The sequence below is a fragment of the Caballeronia sp. DA-9 genome, from assembly GCF_051615025.1.
GTDB lineage: Bacteria > Pseudomonadota > Gammaproteobacteria > Burkholderiales > Burkholderiaceae > Caballeronia > Caballeronia sordidicola.
The window spans coordinates 650260-666543 of record NZ_CP195133.1 but is presented as its reverse complement, the minus strand read 5'-3'; the positions used below and the strand labels follow the sequence as shown (position 1 = coordinate 666543).

Genomic DNA, 16284 nt, shown 5'->3' with positions numbered 1-16284 from the left:
CCACGGGATGCACAACGTCGCGAAATGCTACAAACAGTTAAAACCAAGTCGATGCTTTGTCGAATACGACCAGCCCTCAATGGTTAAAGATGTTCAAAACCCCATGTCGATCAGTCGCGCGGCATATTGTCGCGTAAAGGTTGAAAGCCAGACGCAGCAAGCCGAGGCACAAATAGTCATCATCAGGCAACGATGATAGAATGCCGCGTCGCATCAGAGGCTCGCTGAGCCAATGTGGCAATGGTTCACCACATATTCGCACCGGGCCGAACGAAGCTCGGCAGGTCCTCGAAATTCATGGAGTGTCGCGTGTCTTCAAGACGCATCTTTCGTCCGTTGCTCGCCCCGCTAATGGCGCTGGCGCTTTTGGGCAGTGCACTGGGCGGCGCAAGCACAGCCGGCGCAGCCGAAGCTCAGGCCGCCCAGCCCGTCGCGCCGGATACCATGGCTGCACGCGTGCAAGGTTGCACGGCATGTCACGGCGTCCACGGCGAAGGCACGGACAACGACTATTTCCCGCGTCTTGCCGGCAAACCCGCCGACTACCTGTACAACCAGTTGCAGAACTTCCGTGAAGGCCGCCGGAAGTATCCGCCCATGAACTACCTCGTCACGTATCTCTCGGACGACTACCTTCATCAGATCGCCACGTATTTCTCGCAACAGCGCCCGCCTTATCCGCAGCCGGCCAAGCCGACCGTGTCGGCGTCGACCGTGACGAAGGGCCAGCAAATCGTGCTGAACGGCGATCCGTCCAGGAACATCCCGGCTTGCGCGGCATGCCACGGCGCGTCGCTCACAGGTATGGAACCGGCTATTCCGGGTCTCGTGGGATTGCACTCCGACTACATCAGCGCCCAGCTTGGCGCATGGCGTGCGGGCTCGCGTCACGCGAAAGCGCCTGACTGCATGCAACAGATTGCATCCCGCCTGACCGACGACGACGTAACCGCTGTCGCCGCCTGGCTTTCCACGCAAACCGCACCGGCCAATCCGGTACCCGCGCCCGCTGGCTCACGCAAGATGCCGCTTGTCTGCGGCAGCGAACCGCAATAAGGCGCGAGGAGCGATAAGTATATGAAACGCAAGTCCCTGTTCGCACTCTCGGCGGTTGTTGTCCTGACGGCCGCCGCCGCCGCTGCCGCGCTCTGGTCGGGTGGCGACGCATTCCATTCGAGCGGCGCTGTCGCCGCCGTGCCCGCCGACCAGACCGAATTGATCAAGCGCGGCGAATATCTGGCGCGCGCCGGCGACTGTATTGCCTGCCACACGGTTCGCGGCGGCAAGACGTTCGCGGGCGGCCTGCCCATGCTGACGCCGTTCGGCACCATGTACACGCCGAACATCACGCCGGACGATCAATACGGCATTGGCAAATGGACGTCGGACGATTTTTATCGGTCGATTCATAACGGCCGCTCAAAAGACGGCAGCCTGCTTTATCCGGCCATGCCGTTCACCGCCTATACCAAGGTGACGCGCGCCGACTCCGACGCCATGTATGCCTACATGCGCTCGGTCCCGCCGGTGAATGAACCCAGCCGCCCGCACGAACTGCGCTTCCCGTTTAACCAGCGCAACATGCTGATTGGCTGGCGCGTGCTGTTCTTCCGCGAAGGCGAGTTCAAGCCGGATCCCACCAAGTCGGTCGAGTGGAACCGCGGTGCTTACCTGATCGAAGGGCTTGGCCATTGCAGCATGTGCCATACATCGATCAACCCGCTCGGCGGCCCGGTCAGCTCGGCAGCCTTCGGCGGCGGCCTGATTCCGCTGCAGAACTGGTATGCGCCTTCGCTGACGTCGAACAAGGAAGCAGGTCTTGGCGACTGGGACGCGAAGGACATCAACGACTTGTTGAAGACGGGTGTATCGCAGCGTGGCGCGGTGTTCGGTCCAATGGCCGAAGTGGTTCACAACAGCCTGCAATACATGACGGACGCGGACATCAGTGCAATGACCACGTACCTCAAGTCGATTCCGCAAAAGAAGGAAGCGCCGGAAACCATGCAATTCGAGACATCGGAGAAATTCGGTGGCGAACTGCTGGTCCAGGGAAAGAAGATCTATACGGAAAATTGCGCGAAGTGCCACGCCGAGAACGGTCTCGGAAAGCCGCCTGCTTATCCGCCGCTTGCCAACAACCAGTCCATTCAGATGCAGTCGGCCGTGAACCCGATCCGCATGACGCTCAACGGTGGTTATCCGCCGAGCACCGAAGGCAACCCGCATCCGTATGGCATGCCGCCGTTTGCGCAAGCCTTGTCGGATACGGAAGTCGCTGCGGTTGTGACGTACATCCGCATGTCGTGGGGCAACCACGGCACGCCGGTGTCGCCGCAACAAGTCAGCAACCTGCGTTCGGCGCCGCTCGACTGATTGACGAAGCAGGGCCGGCAGTAGCGTAAAATGCAGTGAAGGGCGCGGGCCTCGCATTCGGGGCAGCGCCCTTCTTCTTTTTTGTACTGGCCTTTTTTGTGCTGGCCATTGTGCGCAATCAAGCGAATCGGGATTGGCGAGAGGGTGCAACCGGTCTCGCGGTAAAATACCGGTGATTCGTGAATTCACAAAGCGGGTAAGCGCGGCGTTGCATGCGGGAAACGCAACGTGGGTGAGGATGTTTTTCGATGCACGTTGGTGAGCGGTTCAATAGCGTTACCCATCTTGTCGGCACTGTACTGTCGGTGGCGGGACTGGCAACGCTCGTGACCATGGCGTCGCTGGAACGCGATCCATACAAGATCGTGAGCTTTGCTGTATATGGTGCAATGCTGCTCGCCCTGTACACAATTTCGACGCTTTACCACTCGATCCGAAACCCGCGCGCCAAGGCGATATTGCAGAAATGCGATCATTCGGCCATTTATTTGCTGATCGCGGGAAGCTACACGCCGTTCACGCTCGTCACGCTTCGCGGTCCGTGGGGCTGGTCGCTATTCGGGGTAAGCTGGGGGCTGGCTGCGCTCGGCATTGTTCAGGAACTCACGCTCGGGCGCCGAACCCGCAGTGTATCGATGGTGATTTACGTGATGATGGGCTGGCTCGCGCTCGTAGCCATCCGTCCTCTCGTTACAGCATTACCGCCCGCCGGCACGGCGTGGCTGCTGGCAGGCGGCTTGATCTACAGCGCCGGCATTTACTTTTTCATCAACGACGAGCGCATCCGGCACGGCCATGGCATCTGGCACCTGTTCGTGTTGGGCGGCAGCTTGTGTCAATTCATCAGCATTGCACGCTACGTTGCGTGAGCCTGTCCTGATCGACACTCAATGCCTGATGATTTGAGGCGTGCGCGCTTCAAATGCAACTTAACGCCAGTCAGCGTGTCTTGATAGCGCGTTGATCTTCGCGGCAACTTTCCCGGCGCCCTGCTCTTTTCTTCGAGCGAGCGCCCCGATTGTCATGCCGCCCGATTTCCTCGATCGTCGTGCGTGCGCACATCTTCCTGCGAGCCGCTTCCCTGGGCTTTGTTCGAGGCTCATGCGACAACGCCGGTCGGCATACAGAATCCGTGAACACTTATGTCTTTTGATTCCCTCGGCTTGTCCGAACCCTTGCTTCGCGCAGTCATCGAACAAGGCTACACAACTCCCACGCCCATCCAGTCGCAGGCCATCCCTGCCGTGCTGAACGGCGGCGACCTGCTTGCAGGCGCGCAAACCGGCACTGGCAAGACCGCGGGTTTTACGCTGCCGATCCTGCAACGCCTGTCCGAAACGCCGGCGCCCGCAGCAGGCGCGAAGCGCCCGGTTCGCGCGCTGATCCTCACGCCCACGCGCGAACTCGCGGCGCAGGTCGAAGAGAGCGTGCGCACCTATGGCAAATACCTGAAGCTGAAATCAACGGTAATGTTCGGCGGCGTTGGCATCAATCCGCAAATCGACGCGTTGCGGCGCGGCGTGGATATTGTCGTGGCCACGCCGGGACGCTTGCTCGATCACATGCAGCAGAAGACCATCGACGTGTCGAAGCTCGAAATCCTCGTGCTCGATGAAGCCGACCGCATGCTCGACATGGGCTTCATTCACGACATCAAGCGCGTGCTCGCCAAGCTGCCGCCGAAGCGTCAGAACCTTCTGTTCTCGGCGACTTTCTCCGATGAAATCAAGACCCTCGCCGACAGTCTGCTCGACAAGCCGGCGCTGATTGAAGTGGCGCGCCGCAATTCGACCGTCGAAGCGATCGCGCAAAAGATCCATCCGGTCGATCGGGATAAGAAGCGCGAATTGCTTACGCACCTGATCCGGCAGAACAACTGGTTCCAGGTGCTGGTTTTCTCGCGCACGAAGCATGGCGCGAACCGGTTAGCCGAGCAGTTGACGAAGGACGGCATCAGCGCGCTCGCCATTCATGGCAACAAGAGCCAGTCGGCGCGCACGCGCGCCTTGGCCGAGTTCAAGGACAACACACTGCAGGTGCTCGTGGCGACGGATATTGCGGCGCGCGGTATCGATATTGATCAGTTGCCGCACGTGGTCAACTTCGATCTGCCGAACGTTCCGGAGGACTATGTTCACCGGATTGGACGCACGGGGCGTGCTGGGGCGACGGGCGAGGCGGTATCGCTGGTTTGCGTCGATGAACATCAGTTGCTCAAGGACATCGAACGGCTGATCAAGCGCCCGATTCCACAGGAAGTGATCGCTGGATTCGAGCCGGACCCGACCCAGAAGCCCGAGCCGATTCTCCGGCGCAGCCAGGGCGGCGGCGGTGCGCGTCAAGGTCAAGGTGCGCCGCGTCAGGGCGCGCCTAAGCAGGCGAATGGCGGTGGCCGTGGACCGGCGAAGCCGGCGCATGGCGGCAATGGTGGCGGCGCAAGCAATGGTTCACGTTCGTCAAAACCCGTTGCGGCCAAGACGGGCGGCAATGGCGCCGCACCGCGCAAGCCTGAAGGCGCGCGGCCAGCCGGCGCATTGCTCGGTGGCAAGCCTCGTAGTGAAGGCGGCAGCGGTGCTGGCCGGCGTGATACGCCGCGCACCGGGCAGCGCGGACGTTGATTAAACTGCGGTAAGGTTTCAGGCAGCGGAGCTTGCAGCTCCGCTGTTTTTGTTTCAGGGCGCCACGCTCGCGGCGCGCTTCAGTCCTTCCAATTGTAGACGCCAGCGTTCCAGCACGGCGTTCTCCTGACCTTCGGCAAAAGCAAATCCAATTCCTTGCACGAGCCGGGCATAAGCCACTTTCTGCCACTCGCCGCTTTCGATCGTCGCGATAAAACACGTCACCGGCGAGTCCGCAAGCGGCACGGCCTTCGCCTGAAGCTGCACCTGGAAAAACGCTTCATCGAAGACGAAAGTCAGCGTCGCCAAGCCCGTCTTCGATATCACCCGCGCCGCCCTGGACTGCGGCCACAGCGAAAAACACAAGCTCCCCGGATCGGGCGCGAACAGTTCGCCCACGCTCAGCAGTGACGTCCGGATCCGGCCTTCGTCGGCGGCGAGCAGCGATGCGGTGAAACCGGTTTTTGTCTCGATCGACGTGCCGTCGAACAGCGCGCGCAGCGGCAACGGCCATTCGTCGAACGTACTGTGCTCGATGTTGCGTGGACCCGATGCAGGGGAATCGTTCATTGGGAACTCCGTGAAGGACGATGGCCCGCGAAAGCGGGCCATCGATCAAAGTGTCATGCCGGAACCGCGCAAGCGTTCAGCGGAAGAAGACATGCTGCGTGATCTTCGCGATCGGATAATGAACGCTCGGCTGGATGCGCGCGGGCAGATCAAGCGGTTTGAGCAGCATCTTGACGCACATATCCGCCGACAAATTGCGGCGCACCAACGCGTTCACCCGCGCCGCCAGTTCGCGATTGTGCGCTGTGTCGTTGGCGCGATCCGGATAACGTATGGCGAAAACATGGCGCAGCGCGATCTCGGAATCTTCGTTCTTGATTTCCATCACGCGTCGTAAAAGCGCGCCCAGCACGGCGAAGCGGCCGTTGCCCTCGATCTTGTTGTACTTCTTGAAGAAGCGGAAGAAATGCTTGTAGTGCCGGACTTCGTCAGTACGGATGTTGTCGGTGAGCTGCTTCAGGACCGGTTCGTCCGAGCATTCATTGATGGCCCGGTACAAGGTCGCGGTGCCGGTTTCCACCACGCATCGCGCGACCATTTCCAGGGCCCGCGTCTTCTCGAAATCCTCGACGGAACACGTCAGCGAGTATTCGGCGAAGAAGTTCTTGAACGCCGTGTCCCAGTCGAACTCGGGCCACACATGGTTGATGTACGTCTTCAACGCGCGGCCATGCTGCATCTCCTCCGGTTCCCACTCGGTGTTGAGCCAGGAGGAGACTTCGGGGTCGTCGTTGAAATAGGTGCTCAGGTTGCTCGTATAAAGATCAGTGCCGCTTTCAATAAACGAAGCCGCGCAAAGCAACAAGAGCAGATGTTCGTTGGATGCCGCTTTACGCCGGTCGATCCGGGACAGGTCGATGTCTTCGATCCGCCAGGGCATCACATGGGTACTATCAGTGTGCATAAATATCGCGCTCCCAAATCTGTACTGAACGCGCCGTCAGCCAAACCGGCCGAAAATCAGGCAACGCCATGAACAATCGAGTCGTGGCGTTCTCATGTGGTTGAAGACTTCTTATAGCCTGCATCTTAGCCGGGTTGTAGCGAAGCTGCAGACACCAAGAGAGACCGTTCAAGCCATAGGTCAGTTCCGGACACTGTTTAATTCAGCACGAATCATACCGAGTGATTGGCGGTATGTTGACCGGGCGCAAGCGCAACACTTCAATGGCGCTTACAAGCCCATTTCACCGAACTGCTGCGGCGAGCTTGTTCGCGAGTTGGCAGACAGGCCTATTGTAAAAACGGCGAAGGACGCCAGCAGAGCCCGGACACCACTCATCGATAATCAACTTTGACCTCCTCACGAGTTTGATGACGATGATAACGAGTCTGTGAGCGCCACGTTGTCCGGTATGCCGGGCGTTTCCCTTACAATACCGCCACCTCACGAACTGAAGCGCACGCACAGACGCCATGACTCGAGATCCCCGCATCACCTTGAACGCACGGCAGCAAGAGCTGCTCGACTGGGTGCAACGCGATGGCTTCGTGACGGTCGAGGACCTCGCCACGCATTTCGACGTCACCCCGCAGACCATTCGCCGCGACGTCAACTGGCTCTCGGACATGAACCTGCTGCGTCGCTATCATGGCGGCGCGAGCCTTCCAACGAGTTCGGAGAACGTCTCCTATACTGCACGCCAGCGCATGTTTCACGACGAGAAGCGCCGCATCGCGGCGCTGGTCGCCTCGCACATTCCCGACCAGGCGTCGCTCTTCATCAACCTCGGCACCACGACCGAAGAAGTCGCCCGGGCGCTCAACCGGCATCGCGGCTTGCACGTGATCACGAATAACCTCAACGTGGCCGGCATGATGAGCGGCTATCCGGATTGCGAGGTGCTGATCACCGGCGGCATTGTCCGGCCCTGGGACAAAGGAATCGTGGGCGAGCTTGCGATCGATTTCATCCGCCAGTTCAAGGTCGATTTCGCGATCATTGGCGCGTCGAGCATTGAACCCGACGGCACGCTGCGCGACTTCGATACCCGCGAGGTCCGCGTGGCCGAAGCAATTATCAACCACGCTCGCACCGTTTTTCTCGCCGCCGATCATTCCAAATTCGGCCGCCCGGCGCTCGTCCGGCTCGGCCACCTGAACCAGATCGACGCGCTTTTCACCGATGCTCCCACGCCGCCCGACATGGCCGAAACGCTCACTGCGGCCAACACGCAGGTGTACATCGCCGAATAACGTTTCTCTGAGCGCAACCCAAATTCCTGTGTGCGCTGCGGCACGAACTTCAGGTAATTTCTACGTTTTCCGGCTTCAGCCGAACCGCTTTCGGGTCCCTCAAAAGTCAAACCCAATATTTTCCGCAAGCGTTTGGCACGCGTGCGGCGCTTGCATACAATCAAATCCCGGCAACGCAACGCCAGCTTCGAGCACTCCGGAAGCAGCGGTTCGCCATAGGTCTGCCGGCTCGAAGTTCCTGCCTCGCGCAACGTTCCGAAGTACATGCACCGGTCGCCGACCGGTCAAAGTGCCGTTCGATCGTCATGGAGAACACGATGCTCAGTCCGCATGAATTTGCCACGCTGCTTCTGCTACAGGAAGCGCCCAACCAGATCGACATGGTTCGCGACGAACTCGACGCCCTCCTCGAGCGCCAACTCGTGCAACTCGAAAATCTCGCGTCAGGACGCCAGCTCTGGAGCCTCACGGCCTCGGGCGATTCCACCATGAAGGCAATCAAGCGGTACTCTTAAGCGTCATTCCCGCTGATCCGGTCTCGCTTCTAAAGCTCGTCTTGCAGCTTAGCCAGCGCGCAACGTTGGATCGACGGCCGCGCGCCAGCTAAGCGCCTGCGCGCGCTGATCGGCGAAGAACGTAGCCCACGCGCTTTGTGCGGCGGTCGTGCGATTGGCCGTGAAAGCCGAATGCTGACCGGCGATCCCCGCCTGGAACGCGCAGAATTGATCCTTCGATAACCCGCCGCGTTTTTGCGCCACATAAGCGTCGAACAGCGCCGAATACACGCTCTGCGAATCCGCACCGTAATCCACCGCCGCCGTACCGCACATGGACTGAAGCGCGCTTAACGAAGGCGCGCCCATTGCCCCGGACATGTCGGGCGTGGAGACGCATCCACTCAGCATCAGCGCTCCCACCGCGCCTGCCATCAGCAACTTTCGCATTCCGTTCACTCCTCGTTTGACTGGCCACATTCGCCACCGACAGTATCGGTCTGTCGCCGCCTTCACGCCACTCGGCCGAATGGCCATGAGTTGTGCAAGCTTCAGCCAGAATAGCCAAAAAAGACAACGCCGATTTTCGCCAAAACACAGCGTTAGCCGTTAAGCCGACTTTACATTTTCGTTTTTGTTCGTTAAATTTCGAATTCGAACATTTATGTTGTGACGGAGCGGGTGCGGCCATGAGGCGAACAAGCAATGCAAGGTGATCTCTACGATGTGCTCGTCGTAGGCGGCGGGGTCAATGGGACGGGCATCGCGCGCGACGCATCCGGCCGGGGCTTGAGCGTGCTGTTATGCGAGAAAGACGATCTCGCGTCGCATACGTCGTCATCGAGCACCAAGCTTATTCATGGTGGCCTGCGCTATCTGGAATACGGCGAATATTCGCTCGTACGCAAGGCATTGCAGGAACGAGAGGTATTGCTGCGCGCCGCGCCCCACATCATGTGGCCGCTGCGTTTCGTGATGCCGCACATGCCGAACCTGCGGCCCGCCTGGATGATCCGCGCCGGCCTGTTCCTTTACGATCATCTCGCGCGCCGCCAGTTGCTGCCGGGATCGAGAGGAATCGACATGCGCAGGCACCCGGCCGGTGCGCCGCTTATCGATTCCATCAAGCGAGGCTTTGTCTATTCCGATGGCTGGGTGGACGACGCCCGCCTGGTCGTGCTGAACGCGGTCGATGCGCGGGAACACGGCGCCGTTATAAAAACGCGCACGCGGCTCGTGAACGCAAACCGGAAAGACGGTCTGTGGCACGCCACGCTTATGGACAGCCACAGCGAGACGTTCGACGTCCAGGCGCGCTCGATTGCGAACGCAGCGGGTCCGTGGGTCAGCGAACTGCTAAAAGGTACGCTCGGCAGCGGCACGCACACGCGTCACACCGTACGTCTGGTCAAAGGCAGCCATATTGTTACGCAGCGTCTGTTCGAGCACGATCACGCGTACATCTTCCAGAACCCGGACAAGCGCATCATTTTCGCGATTCCCTATGAGCATGACTACACGCTGATCGGCACGACCGACCTGGAGTACCACGGGGATTCGTCGAAGGTGACGATCAGCCCGGAAGAGACCGCGTATTTGTGCGAGTCCATCAACCGGTACTTCAAGAAACACATCGGTCCGGAAGATGTTCGGTGGAGCTATTCGGGCGTGCGCGGCCTGCTCGAGGACGAGAACGCCGAGAACGCGTCGGCGGTCACGCGCGACTATCTGCTGGAACTCGATACACCCGCGAACCAGGCGCCGTTGTTATCGGTGTTTGGCGGAAAGATCACGACCTTTCGCAAGCTCGCGGAAGAAGCCGTCGACAAACTTGGCGAAGCACTTCAATCGCCCGCCAAGGGCAAGACGTGGACCGAAGGCGCGCCATTGCCGGGCGGCGATATCGCCGATGCCGATTTCGACCGGTTCTTAGCGTCCTTGCAGCAGAAGAACCCCTGGCTGCCGGCCGATCTCGCGCATCGGTACGCTCGAGCCTACGGCACACGCGCGCAGCGCGTGCTTGGAGATGCCACGTCGCTGGCCGATCTGGGCAATGCCATCGCGCCCGGGCTTTACGAAGCAGAACTGCGCTATTTGCGCGACAACGAATGGGCGACCTGCGCCGAGGACGTTCTCTGGCGCCGCTCGAAACTTGGTCTGCACGTTGGGCCCGAAACGCTTGACGAGGTGACGCGCCGGATTGACGGATGGTTCGCCCAGCCGCTTCAAGCTTCGTCGTGGACTGCCGTGTAAATACCAATCCTGCCGCGCCTGATAACGGTGTGACGATATCTTCGTTTGAGGCACGTCAGGCCGATGCTAGTCTTTCCTCCACCGATGCCGCGCCGGTCCGCGCGGCACGTCCGAATGGAGGCTCATCATGGTTGCACCGGCTTATTCATCGCTGGAACTCGTGCGCGAGCCGTTCGATGCACGCGCGCCGGCCGAACGCGCCGAGGCAACGCGGGCGGCATCGGCGGAAATTCGTCGCGAGGAACATATTCCTCAGACAAGCGCACAGGAAACAAACGACGCGCTCGAGTACCTGGTTGGCGTGAATCTCGCGCGGCTGCGCGCCGAGCGGCAACTGTCGCTCGACGCCCTCGCCCGCGCGTCCGGCGTTTCGCGGGCAATGCTCGCGCAAATCGAATCGGCGCGCAGCGTGCCATCCATCAAGGTTCTGCACAAGATTGCCGGCGCGCTGAAGGTGTCGGTCGCCGCATTCTTGCGCCGCCACGCGACAAATGGCATCGAGTTTCTCGCGGCCGATCAGGCTACGCGTCTCGTGACATCGAATGGGCGCTTTTCGGCGCGTCCGTTGTTTCCGCTGAGTGCGCCTGCATCGGCGGAATTCCATGAGTTGAGAATCGCGCCGCTGCACACCGAGACGGGCAGCCCGCGCGCGCCCGGAACCACGGTCAATCTGGTCGTGAGCGACGGCACGCTTGAGCTTCGCGTGCACGAGCGCACGCAGCTGCTCGGCACTGGCGACGCAATCGTGTTCGACGCCGATCAGCCTCACGCGCTGCGCAATCCGGGCAGCACGGAAGCGCGCGCGTATCAGGTGACGGTGAATGCGGAGACGCCGCCGCGCTGGCATGTGCCGGCGGACTCGCGCCGGATTGAAGAGACGAACTAAGTTCGTTCGTCAGCCAACGCGCAGCGCCCAGCGCCGCTGCAACATTGCTTGACATGTTGTATCCTGAAATCAGTCGCGGTTTTAAGTGTCCAGCGACAAATCAGTACGTCTTCAGGGCGGGGTGAAATTCCCCACCGGCGGTATGCGATCGGTGAGAAATCAATAAGCCAGTCGTGAGCCCGCGAGCGCCCGTGAACGTGGATCGCCGTCTTTTTGCGAACCATTTCACGGGGTCAGCAGATCTGGTGCGATGCCAGAGCCGACGGTCATAGTCCGGATGAGAGAAGATGTGCAGATAGTCATGTCCGTATCGCGTGGGTGTCGCGGGGCTTGTGCGCCGGTGTCACGTTCCGCGTGCCGTTCTGCCTGTTTGCAATGCCCTGAAACGTTTTTCGCCCATTCCTTTTTGCGAGAGCGTTTCATCCATGTCTGTAGCTGCTTCCAGCCTCAACCGCTTGATCCCCGACGCATTTGCCGACTTCGAGCAACTGCGTTCCGGCGAAAACTCCGTCCCTATCCCTTCCCGAATCGCCGCCGCCTTGCAAGCATTGCGCGAAGGCCGCGCCGTCGCATTACTGGACGACGATGACCGCGAAAACGAAGCCGACCTGATCTACGCGGCCGAAAAACTCAGCGTGGAAGGCATGGCGCTGATGATCCGCGAATGCAGCGGCATTGTGTGCCTGTGTCTTCCCGACGACGCCGTTCGCGCGCTTCACCTCCCGCCCATGGTCGCCGACAACGGCAGCAAATACGGCACGGCCTTCACTGTCTCCATAGAAGCGCGTGAAGGCGTGACCACGGGTGTATCGGCGGTGGATCGCCTGACGACGATCCGCGCGGCCATCGCGGATAACGCGAAACCAGGCGATATTGTGAGTCCCGGTCATGTGTTTCCGCTGCGCGCGCAGCCAGGCGGCGTCCTCACGCGCCGCGGGCACACGGAAGGCACGGTCGATCTTGCGATCCTCGCCGGACTCAAGCCCGCCGGCGTGCTGTGTGAACTGATGAACCCGGATGGCACGATGGCGCGCGGCTCTCAGATTGATGCTTTCGTGAAAGCGCGGAATATTCCGGTGTTGACGATTGCTGAACTGGCCGATTTCCGGATGGCGCTGGCTAACGCGCGGGAAACGGTGAACGAAGCGCAAGCGACGGAAGAAACCGTTTGAAGCGGGTATCGAGCAAAAAAATGCGGCCCGGAAGGCCGCGTTTTTCTTGAGCGTCATCTTAAGGTTGCGCCTTCAAACCCGCGCCAAACTTCTTGTAAAGCCATACCGAACAAGTAGCGGTCGTTGCCGTATAAAGCAGCGTGACGACGCTTTGCACGACCAGCAGACCCACGCTCAGGCTATCGATGGAACCTGCCGTGGCGAGCATCTCGGCAAGCACCGTGAACACCGTCGCAATTGCAACGATTGGCAGAATGGCGACCACCGCCGTAGACGCAATCGCCCAGAAATGCCCGCGCGTGTCTTCCCATGCAGCGCGCCAGGCAAGATGGCCGCCCGCCGCCGTGTGAGGAAACAGCAGCGCGAGACGGCCCGACACATAGCTCATGCCGCACAGCGCGAGCACGGCAAGCGTCGCGGTGGCCGCCATCGACGTCCCGCTCGACAACCCCGCCAGCCGCATCAGGATCCACGCGATCACAACGACCACGGTCGCGCCCACATAGGCCGCGACCAACGCGATGCACAGCAGGAAATATCGGCGGAAACCGGCGTCCCAGAGGCGTGTTGCTTGCGCGGGCGCCGCCGCGTCCGGTTCCGGGTTCAACGTCATTGCAAAGCGGATCACTTGCACGGCCAGCACGGCGATCACGAGCGACTGCAAAAACGCGAGTCCGAGCGATGTCAGCGAATGGCCCAGCGCGGCGCCGTGCAGGGCGCTGCTATTGGTCATCGACGAAAGCGAGCTGGCTGACGGTGATTCTGAAAGCTGCTCCTGATATCCGGCAATGCCCGTGGCGAGCACCAGGACGAATGCCAGCAAGAAAAGCGTGGGCATGCGCCGCACGGACTCGGCAGCGTCGCGCCATGCGCCCTTCAGGCATTGGCTCAGCGTGATGTCTTCCATAAAACCCCAGTCGAAAAGCGTGTTGAAGCAATAAGCCGCGAAAAAATCCAGGTGATTGCGGCTGGCACGACACGCTAGTCGGTTGAGGCCGCCGGGTCAATGAGATCGGCCCGGCGTGCCGAAATCAAATCGCATCCACGGCGCCAGCGCTGGCATTTTCGCCGCGTCCGTCGAGCCGGGCTGCGTACCACGTGACCGCCAGCGCCACGATTGCCACCACCGCCGCGACCCACGGCAACGAATCCAGCGGATGCCCTTGCTGCAACGCCACGCCGCCAAGCCACGCACCGCCGGCATTGCCCAGGTTGAACGCGCCAATATTGAGCGTCGACGCCAGATTCGGCGCGTGCTTCGCCTTTTCCACCACGCGTGTTTGCAGCGGCGGCACGGTCGCGAAAGCGGCGATGCCCCAGATGAAAATCGTGATCGCGGCGAGGAGCTGGTTGTGGCTGGTTTTCGCGAACACGGCCATGATGACGGCGAGCGCGACCAGAATGCCCATCAGCGACGGCATCAGCGCGCGGTCGGCGAGCTTGCCCCCAATCGTGTTGCCGATCGTGAGGCCAATGCCGAACAGCACCAGCACGAGCGTCACGCCATGCGGGCCGAAACCGCTCACTTGCTCAAGGATCGGCGCAATGTAGGTGAACACCACGAACACGCCGCCAAAGCCGAGCACGGTCATGGCGAGCGCCAGCCAGACTTGCGGCTCCTTCAGCACGCGCAACTCGTGGCCGAAGTTCGACGGTCCCGCATCGTGCTTGTTCGGCACGAGCGCCGCAACCCCGACGAGCGACAGCAACCCGAGCGCCGACACCACCCAGAACGTCGCGCGCCATCCGAACTGCTGCCCGATGAACGTCCCGAACGGCACGCCCAGCACGTTCGCCAAGGTGAGCCCGGTGAACATCAGCGCAATGGCGCTCGCCCGCTTTTCAGCCGGAACGAGCGACGCCGCCACCACCGCGCCGATGCCAAAAAACGAACCATGCGCGAACGAGGTGACCACGCGCGCCACCATCAGCATGGAATAACCGGGCGCGACCGCGCACATCAGGTTGCCGACAATGAATACGCCCATCAGCAATTGCAGCGAAAGCTTGCGCGGCAATTTCGCGGTGAGCACGGCGAGCAGCGGCGCGCCCACTGCCACGCCAAGCGCGTAGCCGGTGACGAGAAAGCCGGCAGACGGTATCGACACAGCCAGGTCGCGGGCCACATCCGGCAAAAGGCCCATGATCACGAACTCGGTCGTGCCGATGGCGAAGGCGCTGATGGCAAGCGCTAGAAGTGGAATAGGCATCGAAATGTCCTTGGGGGTTTTTGAATTGGGCCAGAGGAAATCAGTGAAGCGAGGTCACGAATTCGATGACCACGCCCGGCGCGAGCTGCACGAACACTTGCCGTTCGCCCGACACCGGCACTTCAGCTTCGGAAAACGGCACGCCGTGTTCATGCAGCCGGGCGAGCAACGCCTGCCACTCGGCCTCGCCGCTTACACGCAACGCAATGTGATCGATGCGTGTCGCCGCTCGGCCGCCCGCTGGCGCTGCCAGCACGGAACCGCTTTCGATCAGATGCAAGACGGGCGCGCCGTCCAGATAAAGCCAGCACCCGCCAATGCCGAACGGCGGACGCGGGCCGACCGTCATGCCGGCTATATCGGTGAAAAATTGGCGCATCGGCGCGCAGTCGGGCGCAACAATCGTGGCGTGATCAAGCTTCATGTTGATTTCCTACGCTGCAACGCGTCAATTTTCCGTCACAAGATCGATTTTGATAATTGGCGTAGCATTTGAAGCATTATCAAAATTCATTTGAGAATGGCGATGGATCGACTCGGCGATATGCGTTTGTTCGTTGAAGCCGCGGCGCTCGGCAGCTTGTCGGCGGCGGGGAGAAAGCTGGGGTTATCGCCGGCCGCGGCAAGTGCGCGCCTGCTCAAGCTGGAAAAATCGCTGAGCGCGCGCTTGTTCGAGCGCACCACGCGCCAACTCAGGCTCACCGACGAAGGCCAGCTTTATCTCAGGCATTGCCGGATTGCGCTTCAAGCCATAGAAGATGGCGAAGCCGCGCTGCATGCCGGCCAGAACCTCGTGCGCGGCAAGGTGCGGATTTCCGCGACATCGGATTTCGGCCGCAACCTGCTGTGCCATTGGCTCGACGAATTCAGCCGGATCCACCCCGAAGTGAGCTTTGCGCTGACGCTGGCGGATTCGGTATCCAATTTGTTGCGCGAGGACATCGATCTCGCGATTCGCTTTGGCCTGCCGCCCGACGCCAGCCTCGTCGCGCGCCGCCTCGCGCCAAACCGGCGTGTGCTGTGCGCATCGCCGGAATATCTCGCGAAGCATGGCGAGCCGAAAACGCCTGCCGATCTCGCCGGGCATTCGTTCTCGGTACTGGTGACAGCGACTGCCACGCTCAACGAAATCCACTTCGTGCGTGGCGAAGAGCGTTATTCGCATGTAATCCCGCTCGACGACGCCTGGGAGACCAACGACGGCGCGCTGTCCCGCGCGTGGGCGCTGGCGGGCCAGGGTATTGCGCACAAATCGATATGGGATATCGCCGCCGACGTCCGCTCGGGCGCGCTGAAAATGCTTCTGGCCGATTGGTGTTCGCACGAGGCCGCCGTCCACGCGCTTTTCCACGCAAACCGGTACATGGCGCCGCGCGTGCGCGTACTGCTCGATTTCCTCACGGAACGCTTCGCCCGGGCGACGGAAGAACTGCTCGGCGACCTTGCCTACCCACCTGGGCGGACGGGGCAGGAAGTCGAGCGGGCGCTATAATATCGAGTTACGCAGCG

The 16284-nt window shown here is 61.0% G+C and carries 16 protein-coding genes and 1 riboswitch; of the genes, 10 read left to right on the top strand and 6 right to left on the bottom strand.

Translation table 11 applies throughout. From position 1 onward, the window contains the following. The first annotated feature begins 297 nt into the window (after window positions 1–297). The 4 genes from ACRWA7_RS19205 (at window position 298) to ACRWA7_RS19190 (ending at window position 4994) form a co-directional block, all read left to right on the top strand. Window positions 298–1056: a c-type cytochrome gene (locus tag ACRWA7_RS19205; protein WP_060856972.1), complete on the top strand. Its 759-nt coding sequence runs from the start codon at window positions 298–300 to the stop codon at window positions 1054–1056. Between the two features lie 21 nt (window positions 1057–1077). Beyond that, window positions 1078–2376 (top strand): c-type cytochrome, encoded by a 1299-nt coding sequence (locus ACRWA7_RS19200; protein ID WP_060856971.1) that lies wholly within the window; start codon window positions 1078–1080, stop codon window positions 2374–2376. A 248-nt stretch (window positions 2377–2624) separates the two neighbouring features. Next, entirely contained in the window at window positions 2625–3245 is a 621-nt protein-coding gene (gene trhA / locus ACRWA7_RS19195) for a PAQR family membrane homeostasis protein TrhA (RefSeq protein ID WP_060856970.1), read from the top strand. 273 nt (window positions 3246–3518) lie between these two features. Then, on the top strand, window positions 3519–4994 hold the full coding sequence (locus tag ACRWA7_RS19190) for a DEAD/DEAH box helicase (RefSeq protein WP_438395505.1): 1476 nt from the start codon (window positions 3519–3521) through the stop codon (window positions 4992–4994). Window positions 4995–5048: 54 nt separating this feature from the next. Here ACRWA7_RS19190 and ACRWA7_RS19185 read toward each other — a convergent pair whose 3' ends face one another. Together ACRWA7_RS19185 and ACRWA7_RS19180 are read right to left on the bottom strand one after the other, a co-directional pair. Continuing rightward, on the bottom strand, window positions 5049–5564 hold the full coding sequence (locus ACRWA7_RS19185; protein WP_438395504.1) for a hypothetical protein: 516 nt from the start codon (window positions 5562–5564) through the stop codon (window positions 5049–5051). 76 nt (window positions 5565–5640) lie between these two features. Further along, window positions 5641–6468 carry a ferritin-like domain-containing protein gene (locus ACRWA7_RS19180; protein ID WP_060856967.1) on the bottom strand — a complete coding sequence of 276 codons (828 nt, stop codon included), beginning with the start codon at window positions 6466–6468 and terminating at the stop codon, window positions 5641–5643. A gap of 512 nt (window positions 6469–6980) precedes the next feature. Between ACRWA7_RS19180 and ACRWA7_RS19175 the strand changes: the two genes are divergently transcribed. Then, a complete protein-coding gene (locus ACRWA7_RS19175; RefSeq protein WP_438395502.1) occupies window positions 6981–7760 on the top strand; it encodes a DeoR/GlpR family DNA-binding transcription regulator in 780 nt (259 codons plus the stop codon). Window positions 7761–8077: 317 nt separating this feature from the next. Further along, entirely contained in the window at window positions 8078–8275 is a 198-nt protein-coding gene (locus ACRWA7_RS19170; protein WP_060857059.1) for a hypothetical protein, read from the top strand. 48 nt (window positions 8276–8323) lie between these two features. Here ACRWA7_RS19170 and ACRWA7_RS19165 read toward each other — a convergent pair whose 3' ends face one another. Continuing rightward, window positions 8324–8704: a hypothetical protein gene (locus ACRWA7_RS19165; RefSeq protein ID WP_438395501.1), complete on the bottom strand. Its 381-nt coding sequence runs from the start codon at window positions 8702–8704 to the stop codon at window positions 8324–8326. Window positions 8705–8959: 255 nt separating this feature from the next. On the opposite strand from ACRWA7_RS19165, the gene glpD reads away from it, so the two are divergent. The 3 genes from glpD to ribB all read left to right on the top strand — a co-directional run bounded on the left by glpD (window position 8960) and on the right by ribB (window position 12565). Further along, on the top strand, window positions 8960–10507 hold the full coding sequence (gene glpD, locus ACRWA7_RS19160) for a glycerol-3-phosphate dehydrogenase (RefSeq protein ID WP_438395500.1): 1548 nt from the start codon (window positions 8960–8962) through the stop codon (window positions 10505–10507). Between the two features lie 127 nt (window positions 10508–10634). Beyond that, entirely contained in the window at window positions 10635–11393 is a 759-nt protein-coding gene (locus ACRWA7_RS19155) for a helix-turn-helix domain-containing protein (RefSeq protein ID WP_438395499.1), read from the top strand. A gap of 103 nt (window positions 11394–11496) precedes the next feature. Beyond that, window positions 11497–11686: riboswitch (FMN riboswitch) on the top strand. 132 nt (window positions 11687–11818) lie between these two features. Then, complete coding sequence (ribB, locus tag ACRWA7_RS19150) at window positions 11819–12565, top strand: 3,4-dihydroxy-2-butanone-4-phosphate synthase (protein WP_438395498.1); 747 nt, start codon at window positions 11819–11821, stop codon at window positions 12563–12565. 58 nt (window positions 12566–12623) lie between these two features. On the opposite strand, the gene ACRWA7_RS19145 is transcribed toward ribB, so the two are convergent. From ACRWA7_RS19145 to ACRWA7_RS19135, 3 genes are all read right to left on the bottom strand, one after another. After that, complete coding sequence (locus tag ACRWA7_RS19145; protein WP_438395497.1) at window positions 12624–13472, bottom strand: hypothetical protein; 849 nt, start codon at window positions 13470–13472, stop codon at window positions 12624–12626. 124 nt (window positions 13473–13596) lie between these two features. After that, window positions 13597–14775: an MFS transporter gene (locus ACRWA7_RS19140; RefSeq protein ID WP_438395496.1), complete on the bottom strand. Its 1179-nt coding sequence runs from the start codon at window positions 14773–14775 to the stop codon at window positions 13597–13599. A 40-nt stretch (window positions 14776–14815) separates the two neighbouring features. After that, the gene (locus ACRWA7_RS19135; RefSeq protein WP_060856960.1) at window positions 14816–15199 is read right to left on the bottom strand and encodes a VOC family protein; all 384 of its coding nucleotides are present in this window, start codon (window positions 15197–15199) and stop codon (window positions 14816–14818) included. A 102-nt stretch (window positions 15200–15301) separates the two neighbouring features. On the opposite strand from ACRWA7_RS19135, the gene ACRWA7_RS19130 reads away from it, so the two are divergent. After that, window positions 15302–16267, top strand: a complete 966-nt coding sequence (locus ACRWA7_RS19130) for a LysR family transcriptional regulator (protein ID WP_060856959.1) — start codon at window positions 15302–15304, stop codon at window positions 16265–16267. The last annotated feature ends 17 nt before the right edge of the window (window positions 16268–16284 follow it).

Bases quoted from the DNA above. Each gene is read 5' to 3' on its own strand.
- ACRWA7_RS19205 (WP_060856972.1), top strand. From the start codon at position 298: ATGGAGTGTCGCGTGTCTTCAAGACGCATCTTTCGTCCGTTGCTCGCC.
- ACRWA7_RS19200 (WP_060856971.1), top strand. From the start codon at position 1,078: ATGAAACGCAAGTCCCTGTTCGCACTCTCGGCGGTTGTTGTCCTGACG.
- trhA (WP_060856970.1), top strand. From the start codon at position 2,625: ATGCACGTTGGTGAGCGGTTCAATAGCGTTACCCATCTTGTCGGCACT.
- ACRWA7_RS19190 (WP_438395505.1), top strand. From the start codon at position 3,519: ATGTCTTTTGATTCCCTCGGCTTGTCCGAACCCTTGCTTCGCGCAGTC.
- ACRWA7_RS19185 (WP_438395504.1), bottom strand. From the start codon at position 5,564: ATGAACGATTCCCCTGCATCGGGTCCACGCAACATCGAGCACAGTACG.
- ACRWA7_RS19180 (WP_060856967.1), bottom strand. From the start codon at position 6,468: ATGCACACTGATAGTACCCATGTGATGCCCTGGCGGATCGAAGACATC.
- ACRWA7_RS19175 (WP_438395502.1), top strand. From the start codon at position 6,981: ATGACTCGAGATCCCCGCATCACCTTGAACGCACGGCAGCAAGAGCTG.
- ACRWA7_RS19170 (WP_060857059.1), top strand. From the start codon at position 8,078: ATGCTCAGTCCGCATGAATTTGCCACGCTGCTTCTGCTACAGGAAGCG.
- ACRWA7_RS19165 (WP_438395501.1), bottom strand. From the start codon at position 8,704: ATGCGAAAGTTGCTGATGGCAGGCGCGGTGGGAGCGCTGATGCTGAGT.
- glpD (WP_438395500.1), top strand. From the start codon at position 8,960: ATGCAAGGTGATCTCTACGATGTGCTCGTCGTAGGCGGCGGGGTCAAT.
- ACRWA7_RS19155 (WP_438395499.1), top strand. From the start codon at position 10,635: ATGGTTGCACCGGCTTATTCATCGCTGGAACTCGTGCGCGAGCCGTTC.
- ribB (WP_438395498.1), top strand. From the start codon at position 11,819: ATGTCTGTAGCTGCTTCCAGCCTCAACCGCTTGATCCCCGACGCATTT.
- ACRWA7_RS19145 (WP_438395497.1), bottom strand. From the start codon at position 13,472: ATGGAAGACATCACGCTGAGCCAATGCCTGAAGGGCGCATGGCGCGAC.
- ACRWA7_RS19140 (WP_438395496.1), bottom strand. From the start codon at position 14,775: ATGCCTATTCCACTTCTAGCGCTTGCCATCAGCGCCTTCGCCATCGGC.
- ACRWA7_RS19135 (WP_060856960.1), bottom strand. From the start codon at position 15,199: ATGAAGCTTGATCACGCCACGATTGTTGCGCCCGACTGCGCGCCGATG.
- ACRWA7_RS19130 (WP_060856959.1), top strand. From the start codon at position 15,302: ATGGATCGACTCGGCGATATGCGTTTGTTCGTTGAAGCCGCGGCGCTC.